General features: G+C 71.2%; 16 protein-coding genes and 1 pseudogene. 9 read left to right on the top strand and 8 right to left on the bottom strand.

Annotated features, from left to right (window positions below; genetic code table 11):
- Positions 1-886: 886 nt before the first annotated feature.
- The 3 genes from OG937_06570 to OG937_06560 all read right to left on the bottom strand — a co-directional run bounded on the left by OG937_06570 (position 887) and on the right by OG937_06560 (position 6004).
- The gene (locus OG937_06570; GenBank protein WUD71379.1) at positions 887-2284 is read right to left on the bottom strand and encodes an FAD-binding oxidoreductase; all 1398 of its coding nucleotides are present in this window, start codon (positions 2282-2284) and stop codon (positions 887-889) included.
- An 823-nt stretch (positions 2285-3107) separates the two neighbouring features.
- Positions 3108-5465 carry an FxSxx-COOH system tetratricopeptide repeat protein gene (gene fxsT / locus OG937_06565; protein WUD71378.1) on the bottom strand — a complete coding sequence of 786 codons (2358 nt, stop codon included), beginning with the start codon at positions 5463-5465 and terminating at the stop codon, positions 3108-3110.
- 56 nt (positions 5466-5521) lie between these two features.
- Positions 5522-6004, bottom strand: coding sequence for a hypothetical protein (locus OG937_06560; GenBank protein WUD71377.1), 483 nt, complete (start codon positions 6002-6004; stop codon positions 5522-5524).
- Positions 6005-6687: 683 nt separating this feature from the next.
- Here OG937_06560 and OG937_06555 point away from each other — a divergent pair.
- A complete protein-coding gene (locus tag OG937_06555) occupies positions 6688-7692 on the top strand; it encodes a pentapeptide repeat-containing protein (protein WUD71376.1) in 1005 nt (334 codons plus the stop codon).
- A 488-nt stretch (positions 7693-8180) separates the two neighbouring features.
- Positions 8181-10022 (top strand): tetratricopeptide repeat protein, encoded by a 1842-nt coding sequence (locus tag OG937_06550; protein ID WUD71375.1) that lies wholly within the window; start codon positions 8181-8183, stop codon positions 10020-10022.
- A gap of 255 nt (positions 10023-10277) precedes the next feature.
- Here OG937_06550 and OG937_06545 read toward each other — a convergent pair.
- A pseudogene (locus OG937_06545) lies at positions 10278-10820 on the bottom strand (FAD-dependent oxidoreductase).
- A gap of 280 nt (positions 10821-11100) precedes the next feature.
- On the opposite strand from OG937_06545, the gene OG937_06540 reads away from it, so the two are divergent.
- The 5 genes from OG937_06540 (at position 11101) to OG937_06520 (ending at position 17577) form a co-directional block, all read left to right on the top strand.
- The gene (locus OG937_06540; GenBank protein ID WUD71374.1) at positions 11101-12000 is read left to right on the top strand and encodes a chitinase; all 900 of its coding nucleotides are present in this window, start codon (positions 11101-11103) and stop codon (positions 11998-12000) included.
- 342 nt (positions 12001-12342) lie between these two features.
- Positions 12343-14106, top strand: a complete 1764-nt coding sequence (locus OG937_06535; GenBank protein ID WUD71373.1) for a hypothetical protein — start codon at positions 12343-12345, stop codon at positions 14104-14106.
- A gap of 27 nt (positions 14107-14133) precedes the next feature.
- A complete protein-coding gene (locus tag OG937_06530) occupies positions 14134-16101 on the top strand; it encodes a phospholipase C, phosphocholine-specific (protein WUD71372.1) in 1968 nt (655 codons plus the stop codon).
- A gap of 126 nt (positions 16102-16227) precedes the next feature.
- Positions 16228-17007, top strand: coding sequence for a GntR family transcriptional regulator (locus tag OG937_06525; protein ID WUD71371.1), 780 nt, complete (start codon positions 16228-16230; stop codon positions 17005-17007).
- Entirely contained in the window at positions 17008-17577 is a 570-nt protein-coding gene (locus OG937_06520; GenBank protein WUD71370.1) for a hypothetical protein, read from the top strand.
- A 336-nt stretch (positions 17578-17913) separates the two neighbouring features.
- On the opposite strand, the gene OG937_06515 is transcribed toward OG937_06520, so the two are convergent.
- The 3 genes from OG937_06515 to OG937_06505 all read right to left on the bottom strand — a co-directional run bounded on the left by OG937_06515 (position 17914) and on the right by OG937_06505 (position 22177).
- Entirely contained in the window at positions 17914-19551 is a 1638-nt protein-coding gene (locus tag OG937_06515; protein WUD71369.1) for a TauD/TfdA family dioxygenase, read from the bottom strand.
- 104 nt (positions 19552-19655) lie between these two features.
- Positions 19656-20816 carry a homoserine O-acetyltransferase gene (locus OG937_06510; protein ID WUD78646.1) on the bottom strand — a complete coding sequence of 387 codons (1161 nt, stop codon included), beginning with the start codon at positions 20814-20816 and terminating at the stop codon, positions 19656-19658.
- Positions 20813-22177, bottom strand: a complete 1365-nt coding sequence (locus OG937_06505; protein WUD71368.1) for a bifunctional o-acetylhomoserine/o-acetylserine sulfhydrylase — start codon at positions 22175-22177, stop codon at positions 20813-20815. The genes OG937_06510 and OG937_06505 overlap by 4 nt, the downstream gene beginning before the upstream one ends.
- A gap of 580 nt (positions 22178-22757) precedes the next feature.
- On the opposite strand from OG937_06505, the gene OG937_06500 reads away from it, so the two are divergent.
- Positions 22758-24038 (top strand): sulfite oxidase, encoded by a 1281-nt coding sequence (locus tag OG937_06500; protein ID WUD71367.1) that lies wholly within the window; start codon positions 22758-22760, stop codon positions 24036-24038.
- Between the two features lie 177 nt (positions 24039-24215).
- Positions 24216-24887, top strand: coding sequence for an enoyl-CoA hydratase-related protein (locus tag OG937_06495; protein WUD71366.1), 672 nt, complete (start codon positions 24216-24218; stop codon positions 24885-24887).
- Between the two features lie 25 nt (positions 24888-24912).
- Here the strand turns inward: OG937_06495 and OG937_06490 are convergent, their stop codons facing one another.
- A complete protein-coding gene (locus OG937_06490) occupies positions 24913-25641 on the bottom strand; it encodes an SMI1/KNR4 family protein (protein ID WUD71365.1) in 729 nt (242 codons plus the stop codon).
- Positions 25642-25681 lie beyond the last annotated feature (40 nt).

The following is a 25681-nucleotide window of genomic DNA, read 5'->3' as shown; positions in this document are numbered from 1 at the left end:
CCTCGATCCACCGGCTGGTGTCGGTCGTCCGGGAGCACCTGGGAGGAGGGTGGCCCCGGCCGCGCCACTGCCACCGAGCGCGTTGGAGGTGAGGCCGTGGCAGTCCGGGCCGAAGTCGCGGGTGACGGTGTCGCAACTAGCCGATCACCTGACGCGCGACGAGTGGCGTCCACTGTGGAAGTGCAAGTTGCTTGTCAAGGCTGGCGAGCAACAGGAGCGGGAGGCATCCCATACCACCCGCAGGAAGGGGTCGATGTCCAACTCCTGACCCTCTGTCCGCCCCGCTGGCCACCCTAGCGTCCTGGCGGTGCGGTACCCCTGGGCGTTCGCGCGCGGACGCCAGGTCTGCCGGGATCAGGTCGGGGCCAGATGACTGGACACTCCGCAGGTGTCGCCCAAATCAGCCGGAACGCGGCACGCGGTGTTGGATGGCCGCTGGAGACGTTCGCTCTCGCCTCCTCCCGGCCACGTACCGGGAGGGGCGGGCGCTATCAGCACTGCCAAGGCCGGGGGTCTTCGTTCTCAAGCCGCGCCGACCGCGGGGCTCCCCGCACCCCGGAGATGGTCCCGCGAACAACTGTGGTCAGGTGGGTGGAGATACTGTTCCCTGCGCCCGCGGGGATGATCCCCACGGCCAGGCCCTCGCCTACGCCGCGAGGCTCTGCTCCCTGCGCCCGCGGGGATGGTCCCGCACCCTGACCTGCCCTTCAACGGCCACAGGGCTGCTCCCTGCGCCCGCGGGGATGGTCCCGCGTTGAACACGGAGGGCGCGCCGTCGACGGTCTGCTCCCCGCGCCCGCGTGTCGGCCGAGTACACCTAGAGCGGGAGGAGACTGCCGAAGGTGCCCTCGCACCCCGCGCCCGCGGAAGCGACGGCGGGGGACCCTTACGAAGAGGCGGGTGGGATGTTCTGGTTGGCGTGGAAGAAGTTGTCGGGGTCGTAGCGGCCCTTGATTGAGGCGAGTCGGTCGTAGTGACCGCGGTAGGTGCCCGGAATCCGATCGGTGCTCTCCTGTTCGCCGAGGAAGTTGATGTAGGCACCGCCCATGGAGTGGGGATGCAGGTCGGTCCAGTAGTCGACGCACCATTGACGCACCAGATCGGCATTCGCGGGTTCGGGGTCGATGCCGGCGATGACGCCGGACCACGAGGCGTGCCGGTAGGCCCAGGCCGTTTCGTCGGCGCCGGTTTGGCGGGTCGCACCGTCGACCGGGTACATGTGCATCGTGGACAGGCTGGTGGGGAGATTCTGGCCGTACTTCTCGTGTATGCCGATGGCCTCGTCGGGGATGGCATCGAAGAAGTCGCCGCGCCAGTACCACTGGAGCCCTTTTGGCATCAGCCCGTCGAACAGGCTTTGTAGGGCGGGGTAGGGCATGGGGCTGGTGAAGTGGAACGCTGGTGGCCCGGGCTGGTTGACGACGGTTAGCGCCTTCTCCAGGCCATCGCCTTCGAGGTCGCCTGTGTAGCACCACACCACGCCGCACACCTTCTGCCCGTGGATCGGCTCGGGGAAGGGCGGGCCAGGCGGTACGGTCAGCAAGGCGAAGAAACCGGAGAGTTCTTCCGGCGCGGCGGGGAGGAAATCCCGATACCACTGGAGTACTTCGCGGGTGTGGTCGACGGGCCAAACGGTCAACCCGACACCGACGGTGTCCACGGGGTGCAGCCGGAAGGTGAACGATGTGACGACACCGAAGTTGCCTCCGCCGCCCCGCAGAGCCCAGAACAGGTCCGGGTGGTCGCTCTCTGATGCGGTGACGAACGTGCCGTCAGCGAGGACGACGTCGGCGGACACGAGGTTGTCGATGGTCAGCCCGTACCTGCGAGTCAGGTGCCCGTGGCCGCCGCCGAGGGTGAGACCGCCGATTCCGGTGGTCGATATGGTCCCGGTCGGAGTTGCCAGTCCGAAGGCATGCGCTGCATGGTCAAAGTCGCCCTGCTGGCTTCCGCCGCCTACGCGCGCGGTCCTCGTCTGTGGGTCGACGTGTACCCAGCGCATAGGTGTCAGGTCGAGTGTCAGCGCGTCGTCGACTAGGCATAGCCCGGGACCACTGTGTCCGCCGCCGCGGACCGCCAGGTCCACCCCAGTGTCCTGGGCGAAGGAGATCACGGTCCGTACATCCGCCACGTCCACGCAGCCAGCGATAGCCGCCGGACGCCGGTCGATCATGGCGTTGTAGATACTGCGGGCCTCGTCGTAGCCTGCGTCCCCTGCAGCGACAACAGGTCCCCGCAGTGACTCGCGCAGGCCGTCCAAGGCCTGCTGCTTGATGCCGTCCATAGTCGAAAACCCCTGCTCATGCGCGACGCGGAGACGGCGTCCGAGCGGGCTGCGCGAGCGTGAGACGCGCATCCGATGCGTCTGTGAAAAGGCCTGGCATGGTGCCGCGCACCAGTACCAATTGTCCGCCTGCCCTCTAACCCTCGCACGTCGGCTCTCCGCTGGGCTCGGACAGGTGAGCAGCCCCACCCCCCGGGGGCTTGGCCGTCGGGACAGGGAGCCCCTCACGCGGGACCGTGTGGCGTTCGCGGAGGAGGAGGGCGGCTCAAACGCGCTGTGCTTACCGAGGTACCGAGCCGCATTGCCGGTGGTGGGGCAGGTGTCGTCGTGGGTCCGCGCCCCACCGGCGAAGGGGTAACCCTGTCATTGTGCTCGCGGGCGATGGAAGCCTGCCAGAGGAATTCGAGTATGTGTTCGAGACGGCCGCGGACCCTCGAGGACATCCCACTGGATCGCCCTGCCAGACGGCCTTGGCACGGCGGACGGGCTTGCGGGGGCAATTACGTCGAGCAGGGCGGCGTACAGGAGCAGCGGCCTGGCGCTGCGGACCTAGCGCCGCCACACTGCGGTCCGAGTTCCTCTGGAACTCATTCCGTAGCAGCACTGCAACAAGGCCTGGTGCGAACCCTACGAAGACCTCATGCGGCCCGCCGACGTCCTTCCGTCCCGGCCGGCCCAACGAGAGGAGTCGCCGTGGTGGGGCTTGGTCTCCAGCGACGATCTACTGTCCGGCTGAGCGACGACCCGCCCTTCAAGATACGGAGTAGTTGCCGAGCCGGCGTCGCTGCGCGGACGTCGGCCGGCGGTGGTGTTTGGGCAATCGTCAACCTGACGGCCGGCCCTCCCTTTCGGCCGCTCTTCGCCAGTGGGAGAGTTTGTCCTGGGTGATGAGTGTGTCGGGGTGGTCAGGGCCGAGAACTCGCTCCATGTGCTCCAGCACTTCGGCGGTTGCGTCGGCCGCCGCCGCCGTATCCCCGGCCGCACCCCGCCAGTAAGCGAGGTTGCCCTGGGTCTTCAGGGTGTAAGGGTGGTCAGGGCCCAGAACCCGCACCATCCGCTCCAGCACTGCGGCGGTTGCGTCGGCCGCCGCCGCCGTATCCCCGGCCGCACCCCGCCAGTAAGCGAGGTTGTGCCGGGCCTTGAGGGCGTACCGGTGGTCAGGGCCCAGAACCCGCACCATGTGCTCCAGCACCTCAGCAAACGTGTTCGCGGCGCCCACCGCATCGCCTGCCTCCCCCTGCCAGCGGGCTGTGTTGTGCCGGGCTTTGAGGGTGTAGGGGTGGTCGCGGCCCAGAGCGCGCGTCATGTGCTCGACCACTTTGGTGAACGCGTGTGCTGCCCCGGCCGCATCGCCGGCTGCACCCCGCCAGTAAGCAAGGTTGTGCCGGGCTTTGAGGGTGCCAAGGTGGTCGGGGCCCAGAACGCGCGTCATGTGCTCGACCACTCCAGTGAACGCGTCCGCCGCGCCTACCGCATCGCCCGCCGCGCCGCGCCAGTAGGCAAGGTTGTACTGGGCTTTGAGGGTGTGGGGGTGGTCGGGGCCCAGAACGCGGACCATGTGCTCGACCACCTCAGCGAATGCTTCGGCCGCCCCCTCCACGTCGCCAGCCTCCCCCTGCCAGCGGGCGAGGTTGTGCCGGGCCGTGAGAGTGTCGGGGTGCTCGGATCCGAGGTGGGTGCTGGACTGAACGTATAGGTCTCGAAAGTAATCACGTGCCGCCGAGGCCCGGCCCGCCTCACCGAGGCTTTGCCCGTTGCGGTACAGCGCCGCGTGTACACCGGGCTGGTAGAGGGCTTCGTTCGCACACGTGCTGAGGGCAGTGGTGTTGGCGCGCAGGGCCTGCGCAAGGGCGGTGTCGCGTTCGACGTCAGGCCAGGCGGCCAGCAGGGCGTCGGCGGCGGCGTGAGCTGTTCGGTGGTGCTGGGACGGGGTGAGGGTGTCGCGGGTGGCGCGCTGAATGAGCTGGTGCACGCGAACCGCGGTGTATGAGGCCGCAGGGCTGCGGTCGATGAGGCTGAGCCGGCGCAAGGCACTGAGGGCCTTACGGGCGTCTCGTTCGGGCACAGCCACGGCGTCTTGTCCCTCCGCTGGGTCAGCGGAGGGACAAGACAGCACTGGGCCATCGGCGGTGGGAACGAGCCCCGTGTAGGTGGTGCGCCGCTGGGCTAGGTAGGTGCGGGCGGGGGCACTGGTCAGGACGGTTTCCGGGATGCCGTTGGCGTCAAGGAACGCAGCGATGCCAAGCATCGGGCGGGCCAGACCAGTGGGGCGGAGGGTGTCGGCGCGGTCGATGGACAGGGACCATGTGGCGGCGACGGTGAGGGCCTGACCATCCGGCAGACGGTCAGGGGCGGCGTCGCGCAGCACGGAGGTTCGGTCAGCCAGCAGCTGCCGGTACTGGGCACAGTCCATGTCGGCATCGGCGAGTTCAGCGATGTAGGCCGCAGCCTGGGCGAGTGCGAGCGGCAAGTGGCCGAGAACATGGGCGAGGGCAGCGAGCTCGTCATCGGATTCGGTCAGATGGTGAGCGGCGAAGGCGGTGGTCAGGTAGGCGAGGGATTCGTCGGGGGTGAAGACGCCGACGGGGATGAGCCGGCGTCCGGATGTGAGCGCGGGCTCGTGGCTGCGGGTGGTGACAAGCGTGCGACCATCAGGGCTGTCCGGCGGCCACAATCCGCTCAGGTGGTCGGGATCGGTTACATCGTCCAGGATCATCAGCCACCGGCAGCGCGCCTGTCCGACCTTCGGCTGGAGCCAAGCAAGGAACGCAGCTGCAGCCTGCTCGGGATCGTCCGGTGCGGCGCTGCCGAGAAGTTCTGTGGCGGCCCTCGCGTAAGAGTCCACAATTGCCGAGGTGGTGGCTGCGGTAATCCATACCAGCACGTCCACCTCGCCAGCCTGCCAGGCGGTGCGGGCGTAGTCGGCCGCCAGCTGGGTCTTGCCGACCCCGCCCAGACCCACCACCACCGCTCGCTGGGCCTGCGTGACAAGCGCAGCTCCACCACGAGTCAGTGCCTCCGCGAGGCGTGCGGCTTCGTTACGGTCCTGGAAACAGGCGGCCTGCGGTGGGATAGTCCCGACCTGGTGTGGCCACGGGGCCGGCAGCCGGGGCGGCTGGTACTGGTGGAGCTCCCCGATGGTGTGCGCGGCAGTGCTGCCATAGACGGCAGCGATGTTCACACTGCCGCCCGTATGGTGTGCGCCGCTCACCGGGCTGGCCGATGCGCCGGGGGCGGTCAGCCCTGGTCCGCCCCCGGCTGACGAGGGTCCACCAGGGCACCAATCGTCACGTCCCCCATCTGCACCGCCGCAGCCGACCCACCCTCGGCGCGCACGTCCACATTGCCGCCAACGACCAGCCCGCCTTGTCCGACCGAGGCACCGCCTGGCTGCGTGTGCTGGGTCAACAAGGCCCGCAGGCCTTCAGCGGCTCGGATCCGCTCGACGTCATCAAGGTGCTCCAGCACGCCCTCGAAACGGGCCTGCCACGCCGCCTCTTGGCGAATGCGCACTCGCTCCGCCCCACCTGCCTCAGCGGCCACCAACTCACCGGCGGTCTGGTCCAGGCGCTCCAGCTCCGCCCGCTCTCTCTGCTCGTTGCCCCCGCCGAACCAACGGGCAACTGCGACCCGCAGCCCGGTCCACGCGTCTGACCCTGCAGCCTGCACCAGGGCGGTCCCACCCGCCGCCGACAGCGCCACCAACGCCTGCTCCAGCATCCCGCTCTCCCCCTCCCAGAGACCGACGCCCCCACCAACACGTTAACGCCGCCCCCAACGTGCAGACAGCGCCATGGCAGAAGACCGCCACCGTGCTACTCCGAGCTATCAGACCGGGCTGAGCCGGCTATAGGGATCCGCCACGAATCCTGCACCACGCCATCCAAGCTGCAGCCCCTACGAGCTGCGTGCACGAGCCGGATGCTATGCCACGCCGCATTACTCCGGCGGCATCTGGGAACGATGAGCCCCGTGGATCAGGGGCTGGCGGCGGTGTGGCCCGCGCAAGGCTGGTGTCGGCAGAGAAGGCGTTCATCGCAGCCACGCAAAGGCACTTGGATGTCGGAAGCGGTTCACTGCTCCTGCGCTCTCCTTGACCGACGAGCTCTGCCTGGCTCCATCGCCACCGACCGGCCCTATCGGAGGCGGCCACCGGCAGGACCAGCTCACCGACGCGCATGTCGCGGCCTAGTAAATCCGATGTCTAAGTGGCCGTTTGGAGTGGCCTGTTGTGACGCATCCTTCTGCTATCGCGACGAGCGTGGACAGGGCGGTGGGGGATGGCCAGGTCGTCCGCGCGGTACAGGGTCCTGCCTGGGCACCCGGTACGCGAGGTACTACGTCCCGGGGCGCATCGTGTTGCGCGGCCCTGGTTGACGGGGCTGGCCGCTGTGTGCGGCAGCGTGGTGCTCGTCGTCTTCGTCACCGTGGTGGCACCGCGATATTTGCTGAGCTGGGACGCTCCCGCGACGCCTGCCGCGGACCGTGCGAAGGCGATCAATGACATTCGCACCACGCTGCTGCAGGGCCTGGCGGGTGTCGCCCTGCTGATCGGCGCGTACTTCACCTGGCGTCAGCTCGACGTGAGCCGCCAGGGGCAGCTCACTCAGCGCTTCACGGCGGCCGTGGAACAGCTGGGGGACACCAGCCCGGAGGTTCGGATCGGTGCGATCTACGCACTGGAACGCATTGCCCGGGACTCGCCTGGCGACCGCGGGCCGATCGCGGAGGTGCTGTGCTCCTTCGTGAAACGCACCGGACCGGCTGCTCCCCTTGGGGGACGGCCGATACCCCGCGGCGAGGCTCATAAAGGCGAACTGGCCCGCACTCACGGTGGGGAAGAACCTCTGTCCCAACGGTTCCCGGACCGTCAAGCGGCGATGACCGTGCTCGGTCGCCGGGCTCGGACGCCATACTTTCAGGAACTGCGCTTGGACCGGACGGACCTCCGACGGGCGCGGCTGGTCTTCGCGGACTTTGCCGATGCCGACTTGCACTACTGCGACCTCACCGACTCGGGCTTGAACGGTGCCGATCTGCGACGTGCTGATCTGACCGGCATCTTCCTGGCCGGAGCTGTGCTCATCGACGCCACCCTGCACCAGGCCGACCTGCGGACCGCGGTGTTGTGGCACGCCCGGTTGGAGGGAGCGGACCTGAGGGCGACGGACCTGTCGGGGGCTGACTTGACGGGCGCAGTGGTCAAAGGGGCACGGTTCGAGCTGGCCGATCTACGGGGGGCGGACCTGACGTGCACCGACCTGAGCACAGCCAGCCTGAGCGGTGCGGTGGCTGACGTGACCACGATCTGGCCGACGGGGTTTGAAGCCTCAGACGCTGGCGTGATCATGGCGGGGGCCGACGCGCCGCCTCGGGCTCCGCAATCGACCCATGACCTGCCGCGTTGAAACGACCGATTGGCGGCGCCAGCCGGGCTGACATCATACGGCGCCTTTGCTGGAAGCCCTTGCTTGGGTGACCATTCGCCGGGCGGGGAAGGGACGCTGCAGGGTAATGCTCGCCGCACATGGGGGTGTCTGTGGATCGGCGGAAAGGGGTTCCCGCTCAGCGGCGCCTCCAGTGGCTGCTGTTGGCATTGGGAGTGACGGCTGCTCTTGGCGCGGCTTTCCAAGCGGCCGGTTCGAGTGTGCCGACTCCCGTTCAGGTGCTGGTGGCAGTAGTGGTTGCCGCCGGCGGCGCGCTGGTGCCTGATGCGATCGGTCGAGTCCGGCAACAACAGCATGCCGCGGCGGGCGTCCTGGTCCCTCTGAGACAACCGCCGGGGACATCGCCGATCCCACTGGTTCACGAGGTAAGCGATGCAGAGCTTATCGGCGCGAGCCGGTCCGCATTGGGTTCCTCACCACCCTACGTGCGTCGGAGTCGGGACGGTGACTTGCGTGAGGCGCTCGCCGAGCACTCGTTCGTCCTGGTCGTCGGAGACTCCAAGGTCGGCAAGACACGCACCGCCTTCGAAGCCATGCGCGCCCTGTTCAGCGACCGTGCCCTGCTCATACCGGCACACCCAGCCTCGGTGAGCCGGCTTCCGGAGCTGCTCGCTATGACGCCGTCTGCTGTGGTGTGGTTGGACGATCTCGAGAGGTACTTGGGCTCAGATCTGCTGACGGATCACGTTCTCGACCAGCTACTCCTCCCCGGCAGAACCACGGTAAGCATCCTTGCGACCATTCGTTCGAGTGAGATGGGACGCTTTGCCCCCCGCCTGGACGGCGAGCAGCGGGAGGTCCAAGATCCGGCGTGGAAGGTGATCCGACGGGCGCATCAGGTGCGGCTCAAGCGCCGACTCGACGCGGTGGAGCACCAAGCTGCTGAGGCTGTCCTCCGAGATCCGAATCTGGTCGCCTCGGTGGCCGCACATGGTTTGGCAGCTTACCTAGCAGCTGGGCCTGACCTGGTGGACAGGTACCACAATTGCGGGGAGGACCAGCCGGTCGGTCCGGCAATGGTCCGTGTTGCGGCCGCCTGGCGGCGGGTGGGATTGCACCGTCCAACGCCAGTCAACGTCCTCAGGGAACTGTACTTCGAATTTCTCCATGTGCAGGACCAACTGTCAGAGCACCGACGTAGTGAAGCCTGGAGTCAAGGACTGCAATGGGCGACCGAGCGGGTATCCGGTGCCAACGCCCTGTTATCCGTGTCGACTGAGGGAGTTCTGGCCTTCGACTACATCGTCGACCAGCTAGGCGAGATAGCCATCCCGGAAGGATTCTGGCCGGTGGTCCTTCACGCCGTGGCGGATGATGCGAGTGAGGCCCTACGGGTAGGCAGTGTCGCCTTCGAATGGGGGTCCTTCCATGTCGCCGAGCGCGCCCTGAGTCAGGTCGCCGCGCGTGATTCCGACCTTGCACCCGGGGCAGCTAACAATCTCGCGCTGGCCCTTGAAGCCCTCGCACGGGAAGCCGACGAGGAGACGGCCCGTCGCACCTATTGGCATCGATCCGAACGCGCGTACAACCAGGCCATCAGTTCCGGCCTACCTGACATAGCAGTGCAAGCCACGGTCAACTTGGCTTGCCTGCTCGCAGATCGCGGCGACCGCGAGCGCGCCCTCGAGACCTTCCAGCGCGCAATTGCCGCAGGCGATCCGAACCAGACACCCCGCGCTTGGCGCCTGCTGGGATACCGCCTTAGCGACTGGGGTGACACCCGCGAAGCAGCCACCGCCTTCCGCCAGGCAGCCGCCACCTCTCACCCCGAACAGGCACCCAAGGCGCTCATTGCCATCGGTGACCTCTTTGCCGAGACTGGCGAGCTTCAGTCAGCAGCAGCTCTATACCAGCAAGTGATTGACTGCAGCGATCCAGAACTCGCCATCGTGGGAGCGATGAATCTCGGCATGTTGCTTGTCGAGACTGATCGCGAAGCAGCTCAACGAGCCTTCGCGCAGGCTTACGAGCTCTCCTTGCGACATAGCGCACTGCCCTGGTCGAAGGGCGGACCACTGTTCAACTCGGTGCTGCACTATGGATCCACATGGGCACACGGCGCGTACCTCAAGGTCGTTGCTGCCGGCCACCCGAGATTCGCGCCCATGGCTTGGGCTCTCCTTGGCTGCCTACTGCTGGAGGAGGCCAAGCCTGCGGAGGCTCACGAAGCGTTCCAGCAGGCGATGCTCGACCCCGTACATGCGGAAGCCCGAAGCATTGCGGCACAGGGTTTGCTAGCCCTGTCCGACCCACAGCATGCACTTCCCGTCCACCATCCTCGTCATACATGAGTTCGACTGGCTGCGTCCTGAGCGGACCGAGCAGGCCGTCGGCCAGGGGCGAGCGATGTGCGCAGCTTGGATTCGGCCAAGATCGACTACTGAGGGATCTGTGTTGGATGCGCGGTTTGCCGAGGTCATCTCCCGTGTGGCCGCGGCCACACGGGAGCGTTGGGATTCGGGCTGGTTCGGGCTGATCCGCTCTGAGCTGGTTTGGTGTTCTGCAGGTCAGTGCAACGTGCCTGGTGGGGGACGTGCTCAGGTCTGTTCGTCGTACTCCTTCTCGCTGGCGACGAGGAAGCGCCCGTCCGCGGTGACGACGTCTGCCCAGATCAGGTTGTCGCAGCTGAGTCCGAGGCCCCGGCTCAGATAGCCGATGCCGCCGCCGAGGGTGAGGCCGCCGACGCCGGTGGTGGAGATGATGCCGCCGGTCGTGGCCAGCCCGAAGGCGTACGTCGCGGCGTTGACGTCGCCCCAGGTGGCGCCGCCCTCCGCGCGGGCGGCGCGTGATCCGGGGTCGACGCGTACGGAGCGCATCGCGGAGAGGTCCGCCACGACTCCGTCGTCGCAGGTGCCGAAGCCCGGTACGGAGTGGCCGCCGCCGCGCACGGCCAGGTCGAGCCCGATCTCCCGGGCGAAGTCCACCGCGGCGATGACGTCGCCTGCGTTGGCGCAGCGCACGATGACGGCCGGCCTCCGGTCGATCATCGCGTTGTAGACCTTCCGGGTCCCGTCGTAGGCGTCCTCGTCCGCGGTGATCACCGCCCCGCGCACGCGCTCCCGCAGCTGGTCGATTGAGGGCTTGCCCATGGCCGACGCTCCTCGTGCGCTGACGACGCAAGCCCGCCCGGGGGCGGGGCCCGCCTGGGGCCGGCGGTGCGGCTCGGCGCGACGCGCACCTTCCCCCGCGGGCCCGCCCGCCACCGGCACTGGCCTGATTCCACGCTACGCCGACGGGGCGGAGCCTCAACCCGGGGCCGTGGCCGGGCCGTGCGGGGGATGTTGGTCTAGACCTTGACAGGTATAGGCCAATCCGATTCATTGCTCAGTGCGATACGCAACTCCCCCCACACAAGGAGCAGTTACGGTGATGCGACGTACCCTCGCCGCCCTGACCACCCTCACGGCCGCCGCCGGACTGGCGGTAGCGCTCCCCGCCGGCACGGCCTCCGCCGCGACCTGCGCCACGCCATGGAGCGCCGGCGCCGTCTACACCGGCGGCATGACCGCCTCCTACAGCGGCCACAACTGGCAGGCCAAGTGGTGGACGCAGGGCGAGACCCCCGGCACCACCGGCGAATGGGGCGTCTGGGCCGATCAGGGCACCTGCGGCGGCGGCACGACCGACCCGGGCAACCCCGGCAACCCCTCCGGATTCGTGGTCAGCGAGGCCCAGTTCAACCAGATGTTCCCGGGCCGGAACTCCTTCTACAGCTACAGCGGCCTGGTCGCCGCCCTCTCCGCGTACCCCGGCTTCGCCAAGACCGGCAGCGACACCGTGAAGAAGCAGGAGGCCGCCGCCTTCCTCGCCAACATCGCCCACGAGACCGGCGGACTGGTCTACATCGTCGAGCAGAACACCGCGAACTACCCGCACTACTGCGACTGGGGCCAGCCCTACGGCTGCCCCGCCGGCCAGTCCGCCTACTACGGCCGCGGCCCGATCCAGCTCAGCTGGAACTTCAACTACAAGGCGGCCGGCGACGCCCTCGGCATCGACCTGCTCCACAACCCCTGGCTCGTCGAGCAGGACGCCGCCGTGGCCTGGAAGACCGGCCTCTGGTACTGGAACACCCAGAGCGGCCCCGGCACCATGACCCCGCACAACGCCATGGTGAACCAGGCCGGCTTCGGCCAGACCATCCGCTCCATCAACGGCTCCCTGGAATGCGACGGCCGCAACCCGGCGCAGGTGCAGAGCCGCGTCAACAACTACCAGCGCTTCACCCAGATCCTGGGCGTCGCCCCGGGCGGCAACCTCACCTGCTGAACGCCTCACCTGCGCGCAGCGGAACGCGCACCGTTGAACGGTGCATGACGCCGCCTCCCCCCGAGCGGCGGCCCGGGGGGAGGCCGCCGCTCCGCGTGCGGAACCCGTCGTGGGGCATCCCGATCGCCATGACGTCGCTGCTCAAGGCGGTGGTGGGGGCGGTCGGCGGTTTCTCCCGCCGTGCGCGCCGACCTCAGATTTCCGCCTGATTCCCGGACGGCGGCAACCCGTCGTTCACGGGTTCGTCGCCGTGGGACGGCTTGCTGGGAGCGAAGTTATCTAGACAACTTTGCCCACCCGAACGCCGCCGCGGCGGCGCCGGGGCGGAGAGGACCCAACACCGTGCCATCCCTCTCACAGGTCGCCGCATCCGGGAGCAGCGTCGCGCTCGACTCCACGACGCCTCCGCAACGCGGCGACAAACTCACCTTCGCCTGGTCGACGGACGCGCCCGACCCCAAGAACTGGATCGGCGTCTACGACGGGGACCGCCAGCCGGGCAGCGGCAGCGGCTCGCTGGTGTGGACGTACGTCACCGGAACCTCGGGGAAGACGACCCTCGACACCTCCGGGCTGAGCGGCGGCCCGTACACCGTCTACCTGCTGGCCAAGGACGGCTACGGCATCCTCGCCAAGACCGAGCCGTTCACCTTCGCCGGCCCGCCCACCGGCGACTTCGTCGAGGTGCGGACCCCCAAGCCGTTCGAGGGCGACAAGGTCTCCTTCCACTGGACGACCGACGCGCCCCACCCCAAGAACTGGATCGGCGTCTACGACGGCGACCGGGTCCCCGGCAACGGCGCCTCCCTCGCCTGGGAGTACACCCCCGCCGCGTCCGGCGACATCACCATCGACACCTCCGGGCTGAGCGGCGGGCCGTACACGGCCTACCTGCTGGCCAAGGACGGCTACGGCATCCTGGCCCGCACCGCGCCCTTCAGCTTCGTGCCGCGTCCCGTCATCCCGCGCCCGCACGCGGTCGTGGACGCCGTCACCACCGCCGAGCAGACGACGGGCACGGCCTTCTCCGTCGCGCTCGGCGGCCTGTGGATCCGGCCCGAGGGCAACGCCGAGGGCAGCGCGACCTTCAAGCGCGCCGGCGGCGACCCGTGGCTGACCGTCGCCGCGGACGGCACCGTCAGCGGCAAGGCCCCGGCCCTCGCGCCGCGCACACCCGGCCGGCTGGTCGTCGCCGTCACCGACAGCGCCGTCGGCGGCGACACCGTCACCGTCCAGGTGCCGGTGCGCGCGAGCAGGGACCGGCTGACGCTGAAGGTCGCCACGCTCAACCTGTGGGACGCGGGCAGCCACGTCGACGGCGCGCTGGAGAAGCAACTGCGGCTGGTGCTGACCCAGGGCCTCGACGCCGTCGCGCTCCAGGAGTGCGGCGACGACGGCGCCCAGCGGCTCGCCGCCGCGCTCGGCTGGCACGTGCACCAGGCCGGCGGCCTCGGCATCGTGAGCCGCCATCCGCTCACCGACACCCTCGCCCCCACCGCCGCGCTGCCGGCCGCCGCCGCGACGCTGCGGCTGCCCGGCGACCGCACCGTGCGGCTGTGGACGGCACAGCTGGACGAGGCCGGCTACGGGCCGTACGCGGTGCTCGGGGGCCGCACGGCCGCGCAGGTCGAGGCGGCGGAGAAGGGCACCGCACGCTACCGGCAGACGCAGGCGCTGGTGGCCGCGATGCGCCGCGACATCGCCTCCCGCGGTCCCGTCGTGCTCGCCGCCGGTCTCGCCTCGCCGTCGCACCGCGACTGGACGAGCCGGACCTCGTCCGCGCACGGGGGAGCCGGCCGGCTCCGCTGGCCCGTCACCGAGGCCCTGGAGGACGCCGGCCTCACCGACGCCTTCCGCGCCGATCACTCCAGCCCCGTGAAGGACCCCGGCACCACCTGGTCACCCGTCAGGCCGCAGCACGAGGACGGCGGCGCGGAACCCCAGGACCGCATCGACCAGGTCCAGTACGCGGGCCCGCTCAAGGTCGTCGAGGCGCACACCCTGGTCACCGGCTGGCCCCGGCCCGTCCCGGACACCGCCGGCAACGGCTGGCCCTCCGACCACGCCGCCGCCGTCGTCACCTTCTCCCTGTCCGCCCGCGGCTGACCCCGAACGACCTAAGGAACCTTCCCCATGACCGAGTTCAGCCGCCGCGCCTTCATCGGCACCGCCGCGGGAGCCGCCGCAGCCGTCGGGCTCTCCGGCACGGCCGAGGCCGCCGGGCACGGCTCCCGCCACGGCAGCATCGAGGACGTCAAGCACGTGGTGATCCTGATGCAGGAGAACCGCAGCTTCGACCACTACTTCGGCACCCTCAGCGGCGTACGGGGCTTCGGCGACCGCCAGGCGGCCGTCCTGTCCAACGGCGACCCGGTGTTCCGCCAGCCCGCCCGCGGACGCGAGGAGGGCCACCTCCTGCCGTTCCGCATGGACACCACCAAGTACAACGCCCAGAACGCCGGCGGCCTCCCGCACGACTGGGACAGCGGCCACTCGGCCGTCAACAACGGCGCCATGGACAAGTGGGTGTCCGCCAAGGGCGAGCGCACCATGGGCTACTTCACCCGCGAGGACATCCCCTACCAGTACGCGCTCGCCGACGCCTTCACCCTCTGCGACGGCTACTTCTGCTCGCTGAACGGGCCCACCGACCCCAACCGCCTCTACCTGTGGACCGGCACCGCCGGCCCCGGCGTCGACGGCACCACCGGCCCGTGGACCGACAACACCCCGGTCACCGACAACCCGGTGGCGGACTGGACGACGTACGCCGAGCGGCTGCAGGACGCGGGCGTCACCTGGCGCGTCTACCACAACCCGGACGGCTCGGACGACCGCAACGGCGACTACGACGACAACGCCCTGTCGTACTTCAAGCAGTTCCACGAGTTCCCCAAGGACGACCCGCGCTACGTCAACGCCATGACGAAGTTCGACCTGACGGCGTTCGACAAGCACTGCAAGGACGGCGCGCTGCCCACCGTCTCCTGGCTGGTGGCGCCGTACCTGTTCTGCGAGCACCCCGCGGCCAGCCCCGACTACGGCGCCCACTGGGTCAACACCGCGCTGCAGTCGCTGTTCTCCAACCCCGACGTGTGGAAGCACACCGTCTTCCTGCTCATGTACGACGAGAACGACGGCTACTTCGACCACGTCATCCCGCCGTTCCCCGAGCCGGGCACCAAGGACGAGTTCGCGAACGGCAAGGCCATCGGCCTGGGCAGCCGGGTGCCGCTGTGGGTCGTGTCGCCGTGGTCGCGCGGCGGCTGGGCCAACTCCCAGGTCTTCGACCACACATCGGTGCTGCGCTTCCTCGAACGCGTCACCGGGGTGAAGGAGCCCAACATCTCGGACTGGCGGCGCACCGTCTGCGGCGACCTCACCAGCTGCTTCGACTTCACCAAGCCCGACTACAGCATCCCCGCGCTGCCGGACACCGTCGCGCTGATGGCCAAGGCGGACGCCAACAACGCGCTGCCCGCCGTGAAGGTGCCCGACCGTTCGGCCATGCCGCAGCAGGAGGAAGGACGGCGGCCGCACCGCCCGCTGCCGTACCGGCCGTGGGCCGATGTGACCGCCGACCGCGACAAGGGCAAGGTCACCTGCAGGCTGATCAACGACGGCACCGTCGGCTACCACTTCACCGTGCTGCCCAACACGGCGCTGCCCTTCACCGGCACGCCGTTCACGGTCCCGCCGCGCTCGTCGCGCACTTATGTGTGGGACGCGGCGGCCACCGACGGCCGCTACGACTTCTCCGTGCACGGCGCCGACGGCTTCGTCCGCCGCTTCTCCGGGACGGTCGTCCCCGGCGGTCAGGACGACGTCGCCGTGCCGGGGGTCACGGCGACCCTGCGGCACGACGGGCGTCCGGAGAACGCGGCCGTCGAGTTCTACCTGCGCAACGACGGCGGCACCGAGGTGGCCTTCACGCTCACGCCGAACGACTTCGCCGGCAAGGAGCAGACCGTGTGGGTCAAGGCGGGCGACCGCACCCGGGTGACCTGGCGCACCGACGGCGGCCGCTACGACGTGACCGTCGCCGCGGGCACCGGCACCCGCTTCGTCCAGCGGTACGCGGGAACCGTCCACGGCGTGTGAGGCAGGCCGGAGGGGTCGGGGGACGGGGGACGGGCCGCCGCCCGTCCCCCGACCCCTCCGGGTAGGGTCGGGGGAACCGCCCGCAGGGGCGGCCCGCACGGCACACGAGCAGCGCAGGAGACCACGGTGCGGCAGGAACAGGGCACCCCGGACAGCGAGCTGCGCTACCGCAAGGTCGCGGCCGGACTCCGCGAGGCGATCATCGCGGGCGAGTACGCCGCCGGCACCAAACTGCCCCCCGAGGGCACCCTCGCCGAGCGCTACGGCGTCTCCCGAGGCACGGTCCGGCACGCGCTGGCCGTGCTGCGCTCGGACGGCCTGGTCACCTCGCGCCGCGGCACCCGGCGCACGGTGCTCGGCGGCCCGCGGGCACAGAGCTTCTCGGAGCTGCTGAGCTTCACCAACTGGGCCCGCTCCATCGGGGAGACCCCGGGCGGCCGCGTGGACAGCGTGGTGCGGCGGCCCGCCGAGTCCCTTGAGGCCGATCAGCTCGGCCTGGAGGACGGCGCCGAGGTCTACCTGGTGCTGCGGGTGCGGACCCTGTCCGGGGAGCCGGTGATGGTCGAACGCTCCCTCTACCCGGCCCGGATCGGCGCCCTGGTGGCCGAACTGCCTCCCGACACCGTCTCGCACACCGAGGCCCTCGTCGCGCACGGCGTCCTGTTCACCGACGCCGACCACACCATCGACCTGGCCTGGGCCGACGCCGACGACACCCGCCTCCTGGACTGCCCGCCCGGGCAGGTCCTGCTGCGCGAGCGGCGCCGCACCACCGATCCGGAGGGCGCGCCGGTGGAGTGGTCCGAGGACCGCTACCTGCCCGGCACCATCGCCTTCACGGTGCACAACTCCGTGGCGGCCTCCACCCTCGGCCGCCGCCACAGCCCCCGTCCCGGGAAGGACTGAGTGTCCCGGGGCCCGGACCAGGTCACCGCCGCCCTCGCCCACGGCCTCGGCGCCACCCCCGGCGACCTCTCCGGCGACCTCTCCGACGAGCACGAGCGCTGGGCCCTGTACCGGCGGGCCTTCGACGACCCGGCCTGTCTGCCCGACCTGTACGACGCCGTGGCCGTCGAACCCGACCCGAGCGTGGCCCTCGGCATCGTCCTGCACGTCCTCGGACGCCTCCCGCCCTCCGACCGCCCGGCCTGGACCGACCGGCTCGGCACCGAGCGCGGCCGTGCGTACGCGGCCCGGCGCGCCCGCGAACTCGGCGTCCTGCAGAGCGCGGCGGTGACCGCCCTGCTCGGCGACGCATCCGTTCCCGAGTCCTGGTCGGACTGGCTCCAACTGCGCCTCGCCGCGTCCTCGGACGAGCCCGCGGTGCTGAACCGGCTCGCGGCCGCAGGCCGCACGAAGCGCATCCGCCGGCTGGCGACCGAGCGGGAGCGCTCGATCCGCCCGGCCGGACGTCCGGCGCCGTGCGCCTGGAGCAATGGAGCGTCCGCGTGCGGCGCTGCCGCGGAGTGCTGCTGACCGGGTGGGGTGAGATCGGGCTCGCGCTCGCCGTACCGGACGACGAGAGCGAGCCCGGTCCCGGGGGAGTCACCGCAGACGCGGGTCACGGCGGGGGCGCCCACCACCGGCAGTGGGCGTGGCAACCGGCCATCTGCACCCGCGGACGGCAACGAGAGCCATGCCACTGGACGGGCGACCCGCTCCGGCGTCCGAACCCCGGCCATCCACCACCCGCACGGCGCCGACCGGCCCCAGGCCGCCACCTTCCCCTCCGCGGCCCGCATCCGTGCGCCCGAAGGGCGCGAGACGGCGGGACAGCCGGACGGCCGCCTCAGGCACCCGCGGAGATTGCCGCTAACCGCGCATCAGCGCGGCCAGCAGCGGGAGGAAGTGCGCGAAGGGCGGGGTGAGGGCGTCGGGGTCCTTCGCCTCCTCGTCCCAGCGGCGGACGGCGACCGCGTCGGCCGCGCCCGGCAGCCCGGCGAACTCGGCCGCCTGGCGGGGCGTCATCACACCGCCCTGGACCTCCAGGGTGTACTTCGACGCCTCCGACAGCCGGTCGTGGTACCCCGGTTCCACCGCGCACAGGTAGCGCTTGGCGGCCACGTGCAGCCGCACCGGCTCGGTGACCTCGGGCCCGAACCAGCGGCCCAGCAGGTCGGCGCCGGTGTGGCTGTGCCGGTTGTCGTGGCCGGTCATCAGGTCCCGGCCGGTGACGACCTCGCCCTCCACGTGGCCGATGTCGTGCAGCAGCGCGGCGGCCACCAGGTGCGGCGGGGCACCGGCGGCCTCGGCCCGGGCTCCCGCCTGCAGCATGTGCTGGGCCATGGTGACGGGTTCGCCCAGGTACTCCGCGGACACCGCGCCCGCGAACAGTTCGGCGAGCGGCTCCAGGGTGTCCGCGCGGCGCAGCACGGCCAGGGTGCTCGCCAGCCCGTCCAGGTCGGCGTAGCAGCCCTGGAGGTGGCGCGCCCCGTCCTGGGCGAAGGCGGTGCGGGCGTGCAGCAGCCGGGTGTTGTCGAAGACCAGGCAGTCGCCGGGCGCGAGCCGCAGGTCCAGTTGCAGTTCGGGGCGGAGCAGCAGCTCGGCGAAGGTGCGGTAGGCCGTGTAGAACGCCTCCAGCTCGTCCGCGGCCATCCGCAGCGTGCCGATCGAGCGGTTGTTGAACCGCACCTCCCGCACGCGGCCCAGCGGGTCGGTGCCGATCAGCGGGCGGTCGGCCCGCAGTTCGGTCCCCGCGTCACGGAAGACGAACGGCACGGGCGTGCGGGTGAGCACGTCGTACGCCTCCGGGTCCTCGCGGCGCAGCAGCGCGGCCGCCGCGAAGCCGTCGACGAGACCGGAGTCGCCGCCGTCCGCGTCGTTGACCAGGCAGTGCAGCAACTGGAGCGTCGGAACGGGATCCCGGTACGGGTTGTCGGTGTGCGGCGTGATGGCGGCCGAGGTGAAGGCGAGGTTGTTCGGGTCCGGCTCGACGCGCACGTCGAAGAGCTTCCCGTAGTTGGTCTCGCGGACGAACCCGAAGGTCTCGGCCACCTCCAGCACCTGGCCCTCACGCCCGGGCACACCGCGCAGCAGCATGAAGCCGAGCCGCAGCACGGACTCCAGCATCCGGGCCCGCACACCCGGCTCGCCCAGGTACTCCTCCCAGTCCGCCTCGGGCAGCCGCCCGGCGACCTCGCGCGCGGTCCACAGTTCCTTCCCGGCCTCGGTGCGCAGGTCACCGTGCCCGGTCCGGTCGGGCCGGGCGGCCTCCAGCCACGTCAGCGGGTACGACGAGCGGTGCCCGTCGGGCTCCCAGACCACCTCGACGGCGGGCCGGCCTTCACCGGCGGAGTCGGCCGCCCGGCCCACCCGCAGCCCGGCGGGCAGCGAACCGATCTGGAACAGCTTCTGCCCGGACCGCGGGTCGCGGCACTCGGCGCAGGGGCAGTTGTCGCGGAGCCACATCGCCGGAAGATCGCCGACGGGAAAGCTGGACAGGGCGGACACGGTCACTCCTCGGGGCAAAGTTGTATAGCCAACTTCTCCGACCGTCACAGGCGGAGACGTCCCGGAGGTGACCGCGGCATGGCGCCGCGGCGAACGCCCGCCCTCTAAGGTCCCGCCCGGCCCAGCAGCTCCCCGACGAGTTCGCCGACCTGCCCGGTCTCGATGAGGAAGCCGTCGTGCCCGTACGGGGAGGCCACGACCCGCACGGGCCCCGCGCCGGGGATGCCGGCCGCCAGCTCCTCCTGCTGCGCGAGCGGGTAGAGGCGGTCGGAGGAGACCCCGGCGACCAGGGTCCTCGCGGTCACCCGGCGCAGGGCGGCCCGCACCCCGCCGCGTCCCCGGCCGACGTCGTGCCCGTTCATGGCCTGGGTCAGGGCGACGTAGCTCCCCGGGTCGAAGCGCCGGACCAGCTTGGCCGCGTGATGGTCCAGGTAGGACTCCACCTGGTAGCGGCCGCCGCGCCACGGGTCCTCCGCGTCCTGCGGCGCGCGCCCGAAACGGGCGCCGAGCTCGGCTTCGCTGCGGTACGTCACATGGGCCAGCCGCCGGGCCAGGCCGAGCCCCGCGTGCGGGCCGTGCCCCGGCGCGGCGTCGTGGTAGTCGCCGTCCCGCCAGTGCGGATCGTCCCGGATGGCGCGCAGCTGCACGGTGGCCCAGGCGATCTGCTCCGCGCTCGCCGCCGCGGTGCAGGCGAGCAGCAGCAGTGCCTCCGTGCGTTCCGGCCGCGACACGGCCCATTCCAGGGCGCGCATCCCGCCCATGGACCCGCCCGCCACCAGCGCCCAGCGGCCGATGCCCAGCGCGTCCGCCACTTCGGCCTCGGCCGCGACCTGGTCGCGCTGCGTCAGGTGCGGGAACGCACCACCCCAGCGCCGTCCGCCGGGCCGGTACGAGGACGGGCCGGTACTGCCCTGGCAGCCTCCCAGGACGTTCGGCGCCACCACGAACCACCGGTCGGTGTCGAGTGCGCGGCCCGGTCCGATCAACCCGTCCCACCAGCCCGGCGTGGGATGACCCGGCCCGGCGGGCCCGGCGGCATGGCTGTCGCCGGTGAGGGCGTGCAGGACCAGCACCGCGTTGGAGCGGTCAGGGGAGAGCCTGCCCCACGTCTCGTACGCGATCCGCACCCCCGGGAGCTCGCCGCCCGATTCCAGCGGCAGCGGCTTCTCCAGCGCGTGCCACCGGCGGCGGCCCGGCGGGTCCCCCTCCCGCCAGGCCCCGGAGGCCGGCGGGAGGGGGAGCGCGGCGGCAGGCGTGGCGTTCAGGACGCGCCCTTCGCGGCGCGGAACCCGGCCTCCAGGTCCGCCTTGAGGTCGGCGAGGTTCTCCAGGCCGGCCGAGAGGCGCACCAGGCCGGGCGAGGTGCCGGTGGCCACGAGCTGCTCCTCGTCCAGCTGGCTGTGCGTGGTCGACGCCGGGTGGATGATCAGGCTGCGGACGTCGCCGATGTTGGCCAGGTGGCTGAAGAGTTCGACCGCGTCCACGAACCGCTTGCCCGCCTCGACGCCGTCGCGCAGTTCGAAGGCGAGCACCGCGCCCGCTCCGCGCGGCAGGTAGCGCCGCGCCGCGGCGTGCCAGCGGTTGGACGGCAGCCCGGGGTAGTGCACGGCGGCCACCTCGTCACGCTGTTCCAGCCATTCGGCGAGGGCCTGGGCGTTGGCCGAATGGCGCTCGATGCGCAGGCTGAGCGTCTCCACGCCCTGCAGGAGCAGGAAGGCGGAGTGCGGGGCGATGGCCGGGCCGATGTCCCGGAGCAACTGGACGCGCAGCTTGACCGCGTACGCCCCCGGGCCCAGGGCCGGCCAGTAGCGCAGCCCGTGGTAACTCGGGTCCGGGGCGCTGAAGTCCGGGAAGCGCTCGGCGTGCGCGCCGAAGTCGAAGCCGCCGCCGTCGACCACGACCCCGCCGATGGTGGTGCCGTGGCCTCCGAGGAACTTCGTCGCGGAGTGGACGACGACGTCCGCGCCGTGCTCGATCGGCCGCAGCAGGTAGGGCGTCGGCACCGTGTTGTCCACGATGAGCGGCACCCCCGCCTCGTGCGCGACGTCCGCGACCGCCCGCACGTCCAGGACGTTGCCGCGCGGATTGCCGAGCGTCTCCGCGAACAGCGCCTTGGTGCCGGGGCGGATCGCGGCGCGCCAGGCGTCGAGGTCGTCCGGGTCGTCGACGAAGGACACCTCGATGCCGAACCGGGGCAGGGTGTGGCGGAACAGGTTGTACGTGCCGCCGTACAGCGAGGTGCTGGACACGATGTGGTCCCCGGCGGACGCGACGTTCAGGATGGCCAGCGTCTCCGCGGCCTGCCCTGAGGCCAGCGCGACCGCGGCGACACCGCCCTCCAGGGCGGCGACCCGCTGCTCCAGGACGTCCTGCGTGGGGTTGTGGATCCGGGTGTAGATGTTGCCGGGCTCGGCGAGGGAGAACAGGTCGGCCGCGTGCTGCGTGTCGCGGAAGACGAACGACGTCGTCTGGTAGATCGGCACCGCCCGGGCCCCGGTCGTCGGGTCCGGCGCGGCGCCGGCGTGGATCTGCTTCGTCTCGAACGACCAGGCGGAGGTGTCGGGCCCGGTGCCGGGGCCCTCCTCCGGGGTGTGGCCGGCGGTGACCGAGTCGATGGGCTGGCTCATGGTTCTCCCTCGGTGCGCATGCGGGTGCGGGGGCGGGCTCGGGCACGCCCAAGAGCAGCCGGGGACGGCAGGCGAACGCGTCCCGGGCAGGGGAAGGCAAGGAAGCGGAAGGGATGATCAGCGGCCGGTGACGGCGGCAGGAGGCCGGAGGCGCGGCGTCAGCGCTCGGCGCGACAGCCCATGCTGGTGACACGCACGTAGTCCACGTGGCGGCGGGTCACGAGCAGGGTCATGACGCAAGGTAACCACACGGAGGCGGAACGCACCAGCGGAACGCCCGAGGTGACTCACTGTCAGGACGCCGGGCGGGGGCCCCCGCCCGGCAACATGGCGATGGACTTCGGGGACGGGGCTGACGCCGTGTCGGACCGGCCCTACGATGAGCGCGTGAACTCGACCAGCCCGGCCGTCACGGCCGCACGCACCGTCGGCACGCCGCGCGTTCCCGCGTCGCGCCGCTGTTGTCGCTGAGCGCTCAGGGTCGCCACCCCGCTCCGGTTCACCCCCCTTGTCGCCGCGCCACCGCGCGCGGTTCTCCGCACGTCCTCGGTCGTTCCCCGCCACTGGAAGCAGGACCGTCATGACCCGTGCCCCGCGCTCCACCGTTCCCGTCGACGAGGCCTCCTACGACCGCCTGCGGCTGCGCCAATGGCTCGCCGGACGGGCCCGGGGCGACGGGATGTCCCGCCGTGAGGTGCTCACCCTGCTCGCCGCGGGCACCGCCGCCCTCGCCCTGCCCGCGCCGGTGAAGGCCGCCGCCGCGACCTCCCCGGGAATCGTCAAGCCGCTGCCGGACGAGTGGTTCACCCTCCGCGGGACCAACGCCGAGACGAAATGGGAGGCGCTGCGCGGGACCGGCTACCTGACCCCCGCCGACCACTTCTTCGTGCGCAACCACACGTCCACCCCCGTCGTCGACGCCGCGACCTGGCGGCTGAAGGTCTGGGGGAGCGCGCTGCGGGGCGGCCCGGGCCTGGACGACGCCGTGGAGTTCGGCCTGGACGACCTGCGTGCGCTGCCGCCGGTGGAGCACACCGCCTTCGTCGAGTGCGCGGGCAACGGCCGGAGTTTCTACGCCTCCCAGCAGGGACAGACGGTCTCCGGCACCGCGTGGACCCTGGGTGCCGTCGGTGTGGCCCGGTGGCGCGGCGCGCGCCTGTCGGACGTGCTGCGGCGAGCGGGCGTCACCCGGCACGCGGTGGACGTCATGCCGCGCGGTCTCGACGACGAGTACGTCACGGGCGGCGTCAGCCTGGGCCGCGTCCGCAGGCCCCTGCCCGTGGCGAAGGCGCTGGACGACGTGATCCTGGCGTACGACATGAACGGTGCTCCGCTGCCGCACGACCACGGCCGTCCCGTGCGGGTGCTCGTGCCGTCGTGGGTGGGCATCTCCTCGGTCAAGTGGGTCGGCGACATCGAGGTCTCGGCCGAGCCGCTGTACTCGCCCTGGAACACCGACTTCTACCGGCTGTTCGGCCCCGGGTTCCCCGAGGCCGGCAGCGCGCCGCTCACCCGGCAGAGCCTCAAGAGCGCCTTCGAACTCGAGGCGGGCGCCGCATTCCCCGCGGGCGTCCGCAGCATCCTGCACGGCCGCTCGTGGTCCGGGGCCGGGGGAGTGCGGCAGGTGGAGGTCAGCACCGACGGCGGTGCCACCTGGCGGAGGGCCGGACTGCGCGACGTCCCGCGCCGGGACGGGTGGGTGCGCTGGACCGTCCCGTGGCGGCCGCGCACGCCGGGCCCGGCCGTGCTGCTGGCGCGCGCCACCGACACCGCGGGGCGGACCCAGCCGGACGAGGCGGTGTTCAACACCCAGGGCTACTTCTTCGACGCCGTGGTGCGGCATCCGGTGGTCGTCGCCTGACGCGACGTCGTGGGTGGGGACAGGCCGCGCCGCTCCCTGTACGATGCGAACCACCGAGGTTACCGGCCGGTAGGTATGCCGTTCGCGGGGCCAGGGCGAAAGCGCCGACCCGGCCGCGTTCCCGGAGCCGTCCGGCCGCCCGCCCGGCCGTCCGACCCTTCGCCCCAAGGAGCAGTCATGCCCACGCTCGACCGCCAGGACGACGTCTTCATCCTCGACCTCGGGGACACCGAGAACCGCTTCCACCCCGACTGGCTCGCGGCCGTCGACGCCCTGCTCGACGAGGTGGAGAAGGCCGAGGGGCCGCGGGCCCTGGTCACCGCGGCCACCGGCAAGTTCTGGTCCAACGGGCTCGACCTGGAGTGGCTGTTCGCCCACGCGGACCAGGCCGGTGCGTACGTCACGGGCGTGCAGGCCCTGCTCGCCCGTTTCCTGACCCTGCCGGTGGCCACCGTCGCCGCCTTGCAGGGCCACACCTTCGCCGCGGGCGCGATGCTCTCGCTGGCCCACGACTTCCGTGTGATGCGCGCCGACCGCGGCTACTGGTGCCTGCCCGAGGCGGACATCAACATCCCCTTCACCCCCGGCATGTCGGCCCTCATCCAGGCCCGCCTGCACCCGCAGACGGCCCACGAGGCGATGACCACCGCGCGCCGCTACGGCGGCCTCGACGCGCTGGCCGAGCGCATCGTGGACCGTACGGCGGGCGAGGACGAGGTCCGCGAGGCGGCCGTGGCCCTCGCCCGCCCTCTGGCCGGCAAGGCGGGCGCCACGCTCGGCACGATCAAGACCCGCATGTACGGCCCGGCGCTGGAGGCCCTCCGCCAGGAGGACGTCCCCCTCGGCTGAACCCGTACGCCGACGGGGCCCGGGGTCAGCGGGGGTCGTTGAGCCAGTCGCCCGGGAGGTCGTCGCGCACCCGGTCGAGCGCCTCCTCGGTGCGGGCCCGCGCCCACAGACAGGTGCGGTCGTCCTCGCGGAGTATGACGTCGGGTCCGGCGTACCAGCGTGCGCCCAGGTCCTCACCGGGCGGGTACGCGGGGAACGGCAGCGGGGTGAACCGCCCGTCCAGGGCGTCGAAGTGGGCCTCGTCGAGGTCGTCGCGGAAGTCGCAGAGCTCGAACGGCTCGTGCAGCGACTCCGACAGGACGATCTCGACGCAGGCCCACGAGAAGCGGTCCAGCCACGCCGACCACCGCTCGGCCTCCTTGTCCGCGAGGTCCGGCTTCATGACGACCGGCGGATCGGGCTTGTGCAGGTCGGCGAGGAGGATGCCCCACGACGCGGCGCCCTGGTTCTCGTACCGGAAGACCAGCGCCTCCTCGCGGGAGTCCACGTGGAGCTGCTCGGGTGCGAGCAGCGTGTCGTGGTTGCTGGTGAGGTCCGGGCGCCGCCCGAAGAGCCGGTAGGCGTCGCGGAGCACGGCGGGGAGGGCGAAGCCCAGGCGCTCCTCGGCGGCGGTCAGTTCGGGCGCACCGTACCCGTCGCCGTCCTGCAGGGGCGCGAGCCAGTGCCCGGCGAAGCCGCGCACGAACCGCAGGGCCCTGGCCGGGTCCGTCATGCCCGCGGCCAGCTCCCGCCGCACGTCGAAGTCGTCTGTCATGCCGGGCACGCTATCGCGCCGCCGGACCACGCCCGCCCGC

Origin of the sequence: Streptomyces sp. NBC_00510 (assembly GCA_036013505.1) — a bacterium.
Taxonomy (GTDB): domain Bacteria; phylum Actinomycetota; class Actinomycetes; order Streptomycetales; family Streptomycetaceae; genus Actinacidiphila.
Note: the sequence above shows the minus strand (reverse complement) of the source record. Positions and strands in the feature narration are given on the sequence as shown.

Excerpts from the sequence above, each read along its gene's own strand:
- OG937_06570 (WUD71379.1), bottom strand. The coding sequence starts at position 2,284 with ATGGACGGCATCAAGCAGCAGGCCTTGGACGGCCTGCGCGAGTCACTG.
- OG937_06560 (WUD71377.1), bottom strand. The coding sequence starts at position 6,004 with ATGCTGGAGCAGGCGTTGGTGGCGCTGTCGGCGGCGGGTGGGACCGCC.
- OG937_06540 (WUD71374.1), top strand. The coding sequence starts at position 11,101 with ATGCGACGTACCCTCGCCGCCCTGACCACCCTCACGGCCGCCGCCGGA.
- OG937_06530 (WUD71372.1), top strand. The coding sequence starts at position 14,134 with ATGACCGAGTTCAGCCGCCGCGCCTTCATCGGCACCGCCGCGGGAGCC.
- OG937_06505 (WUD71368.1), bottom strand. The coding sequence starts at position 22,177 with ATGAGCCAGCCCATCGACTCGGTCACCGCCGGCCACACCCCGGAGGAG.
- OG937_06500 (WUD71367.1), top strand. The coding sequence starts at position 22,758 with ATGACCCGTGCCCCGCGCTCCACCGTTCCCGTCGACGAGGCCTCCTAC.
- OG937_06495 (WUD71366.1), top strand. The coding sequence starts at position 24,216 with ATGCCCACGCTCGACCGCCAGGACGACGTCTTCATCCTCGACCTCGGG.
- OG937_06490 (WUD71365.1), bottom strand. The coding sequence starts at position 25,641 with ATGACAGACGACTTCGACGTGCGGCGGGAGCTGGCCGCGGGCATGACG.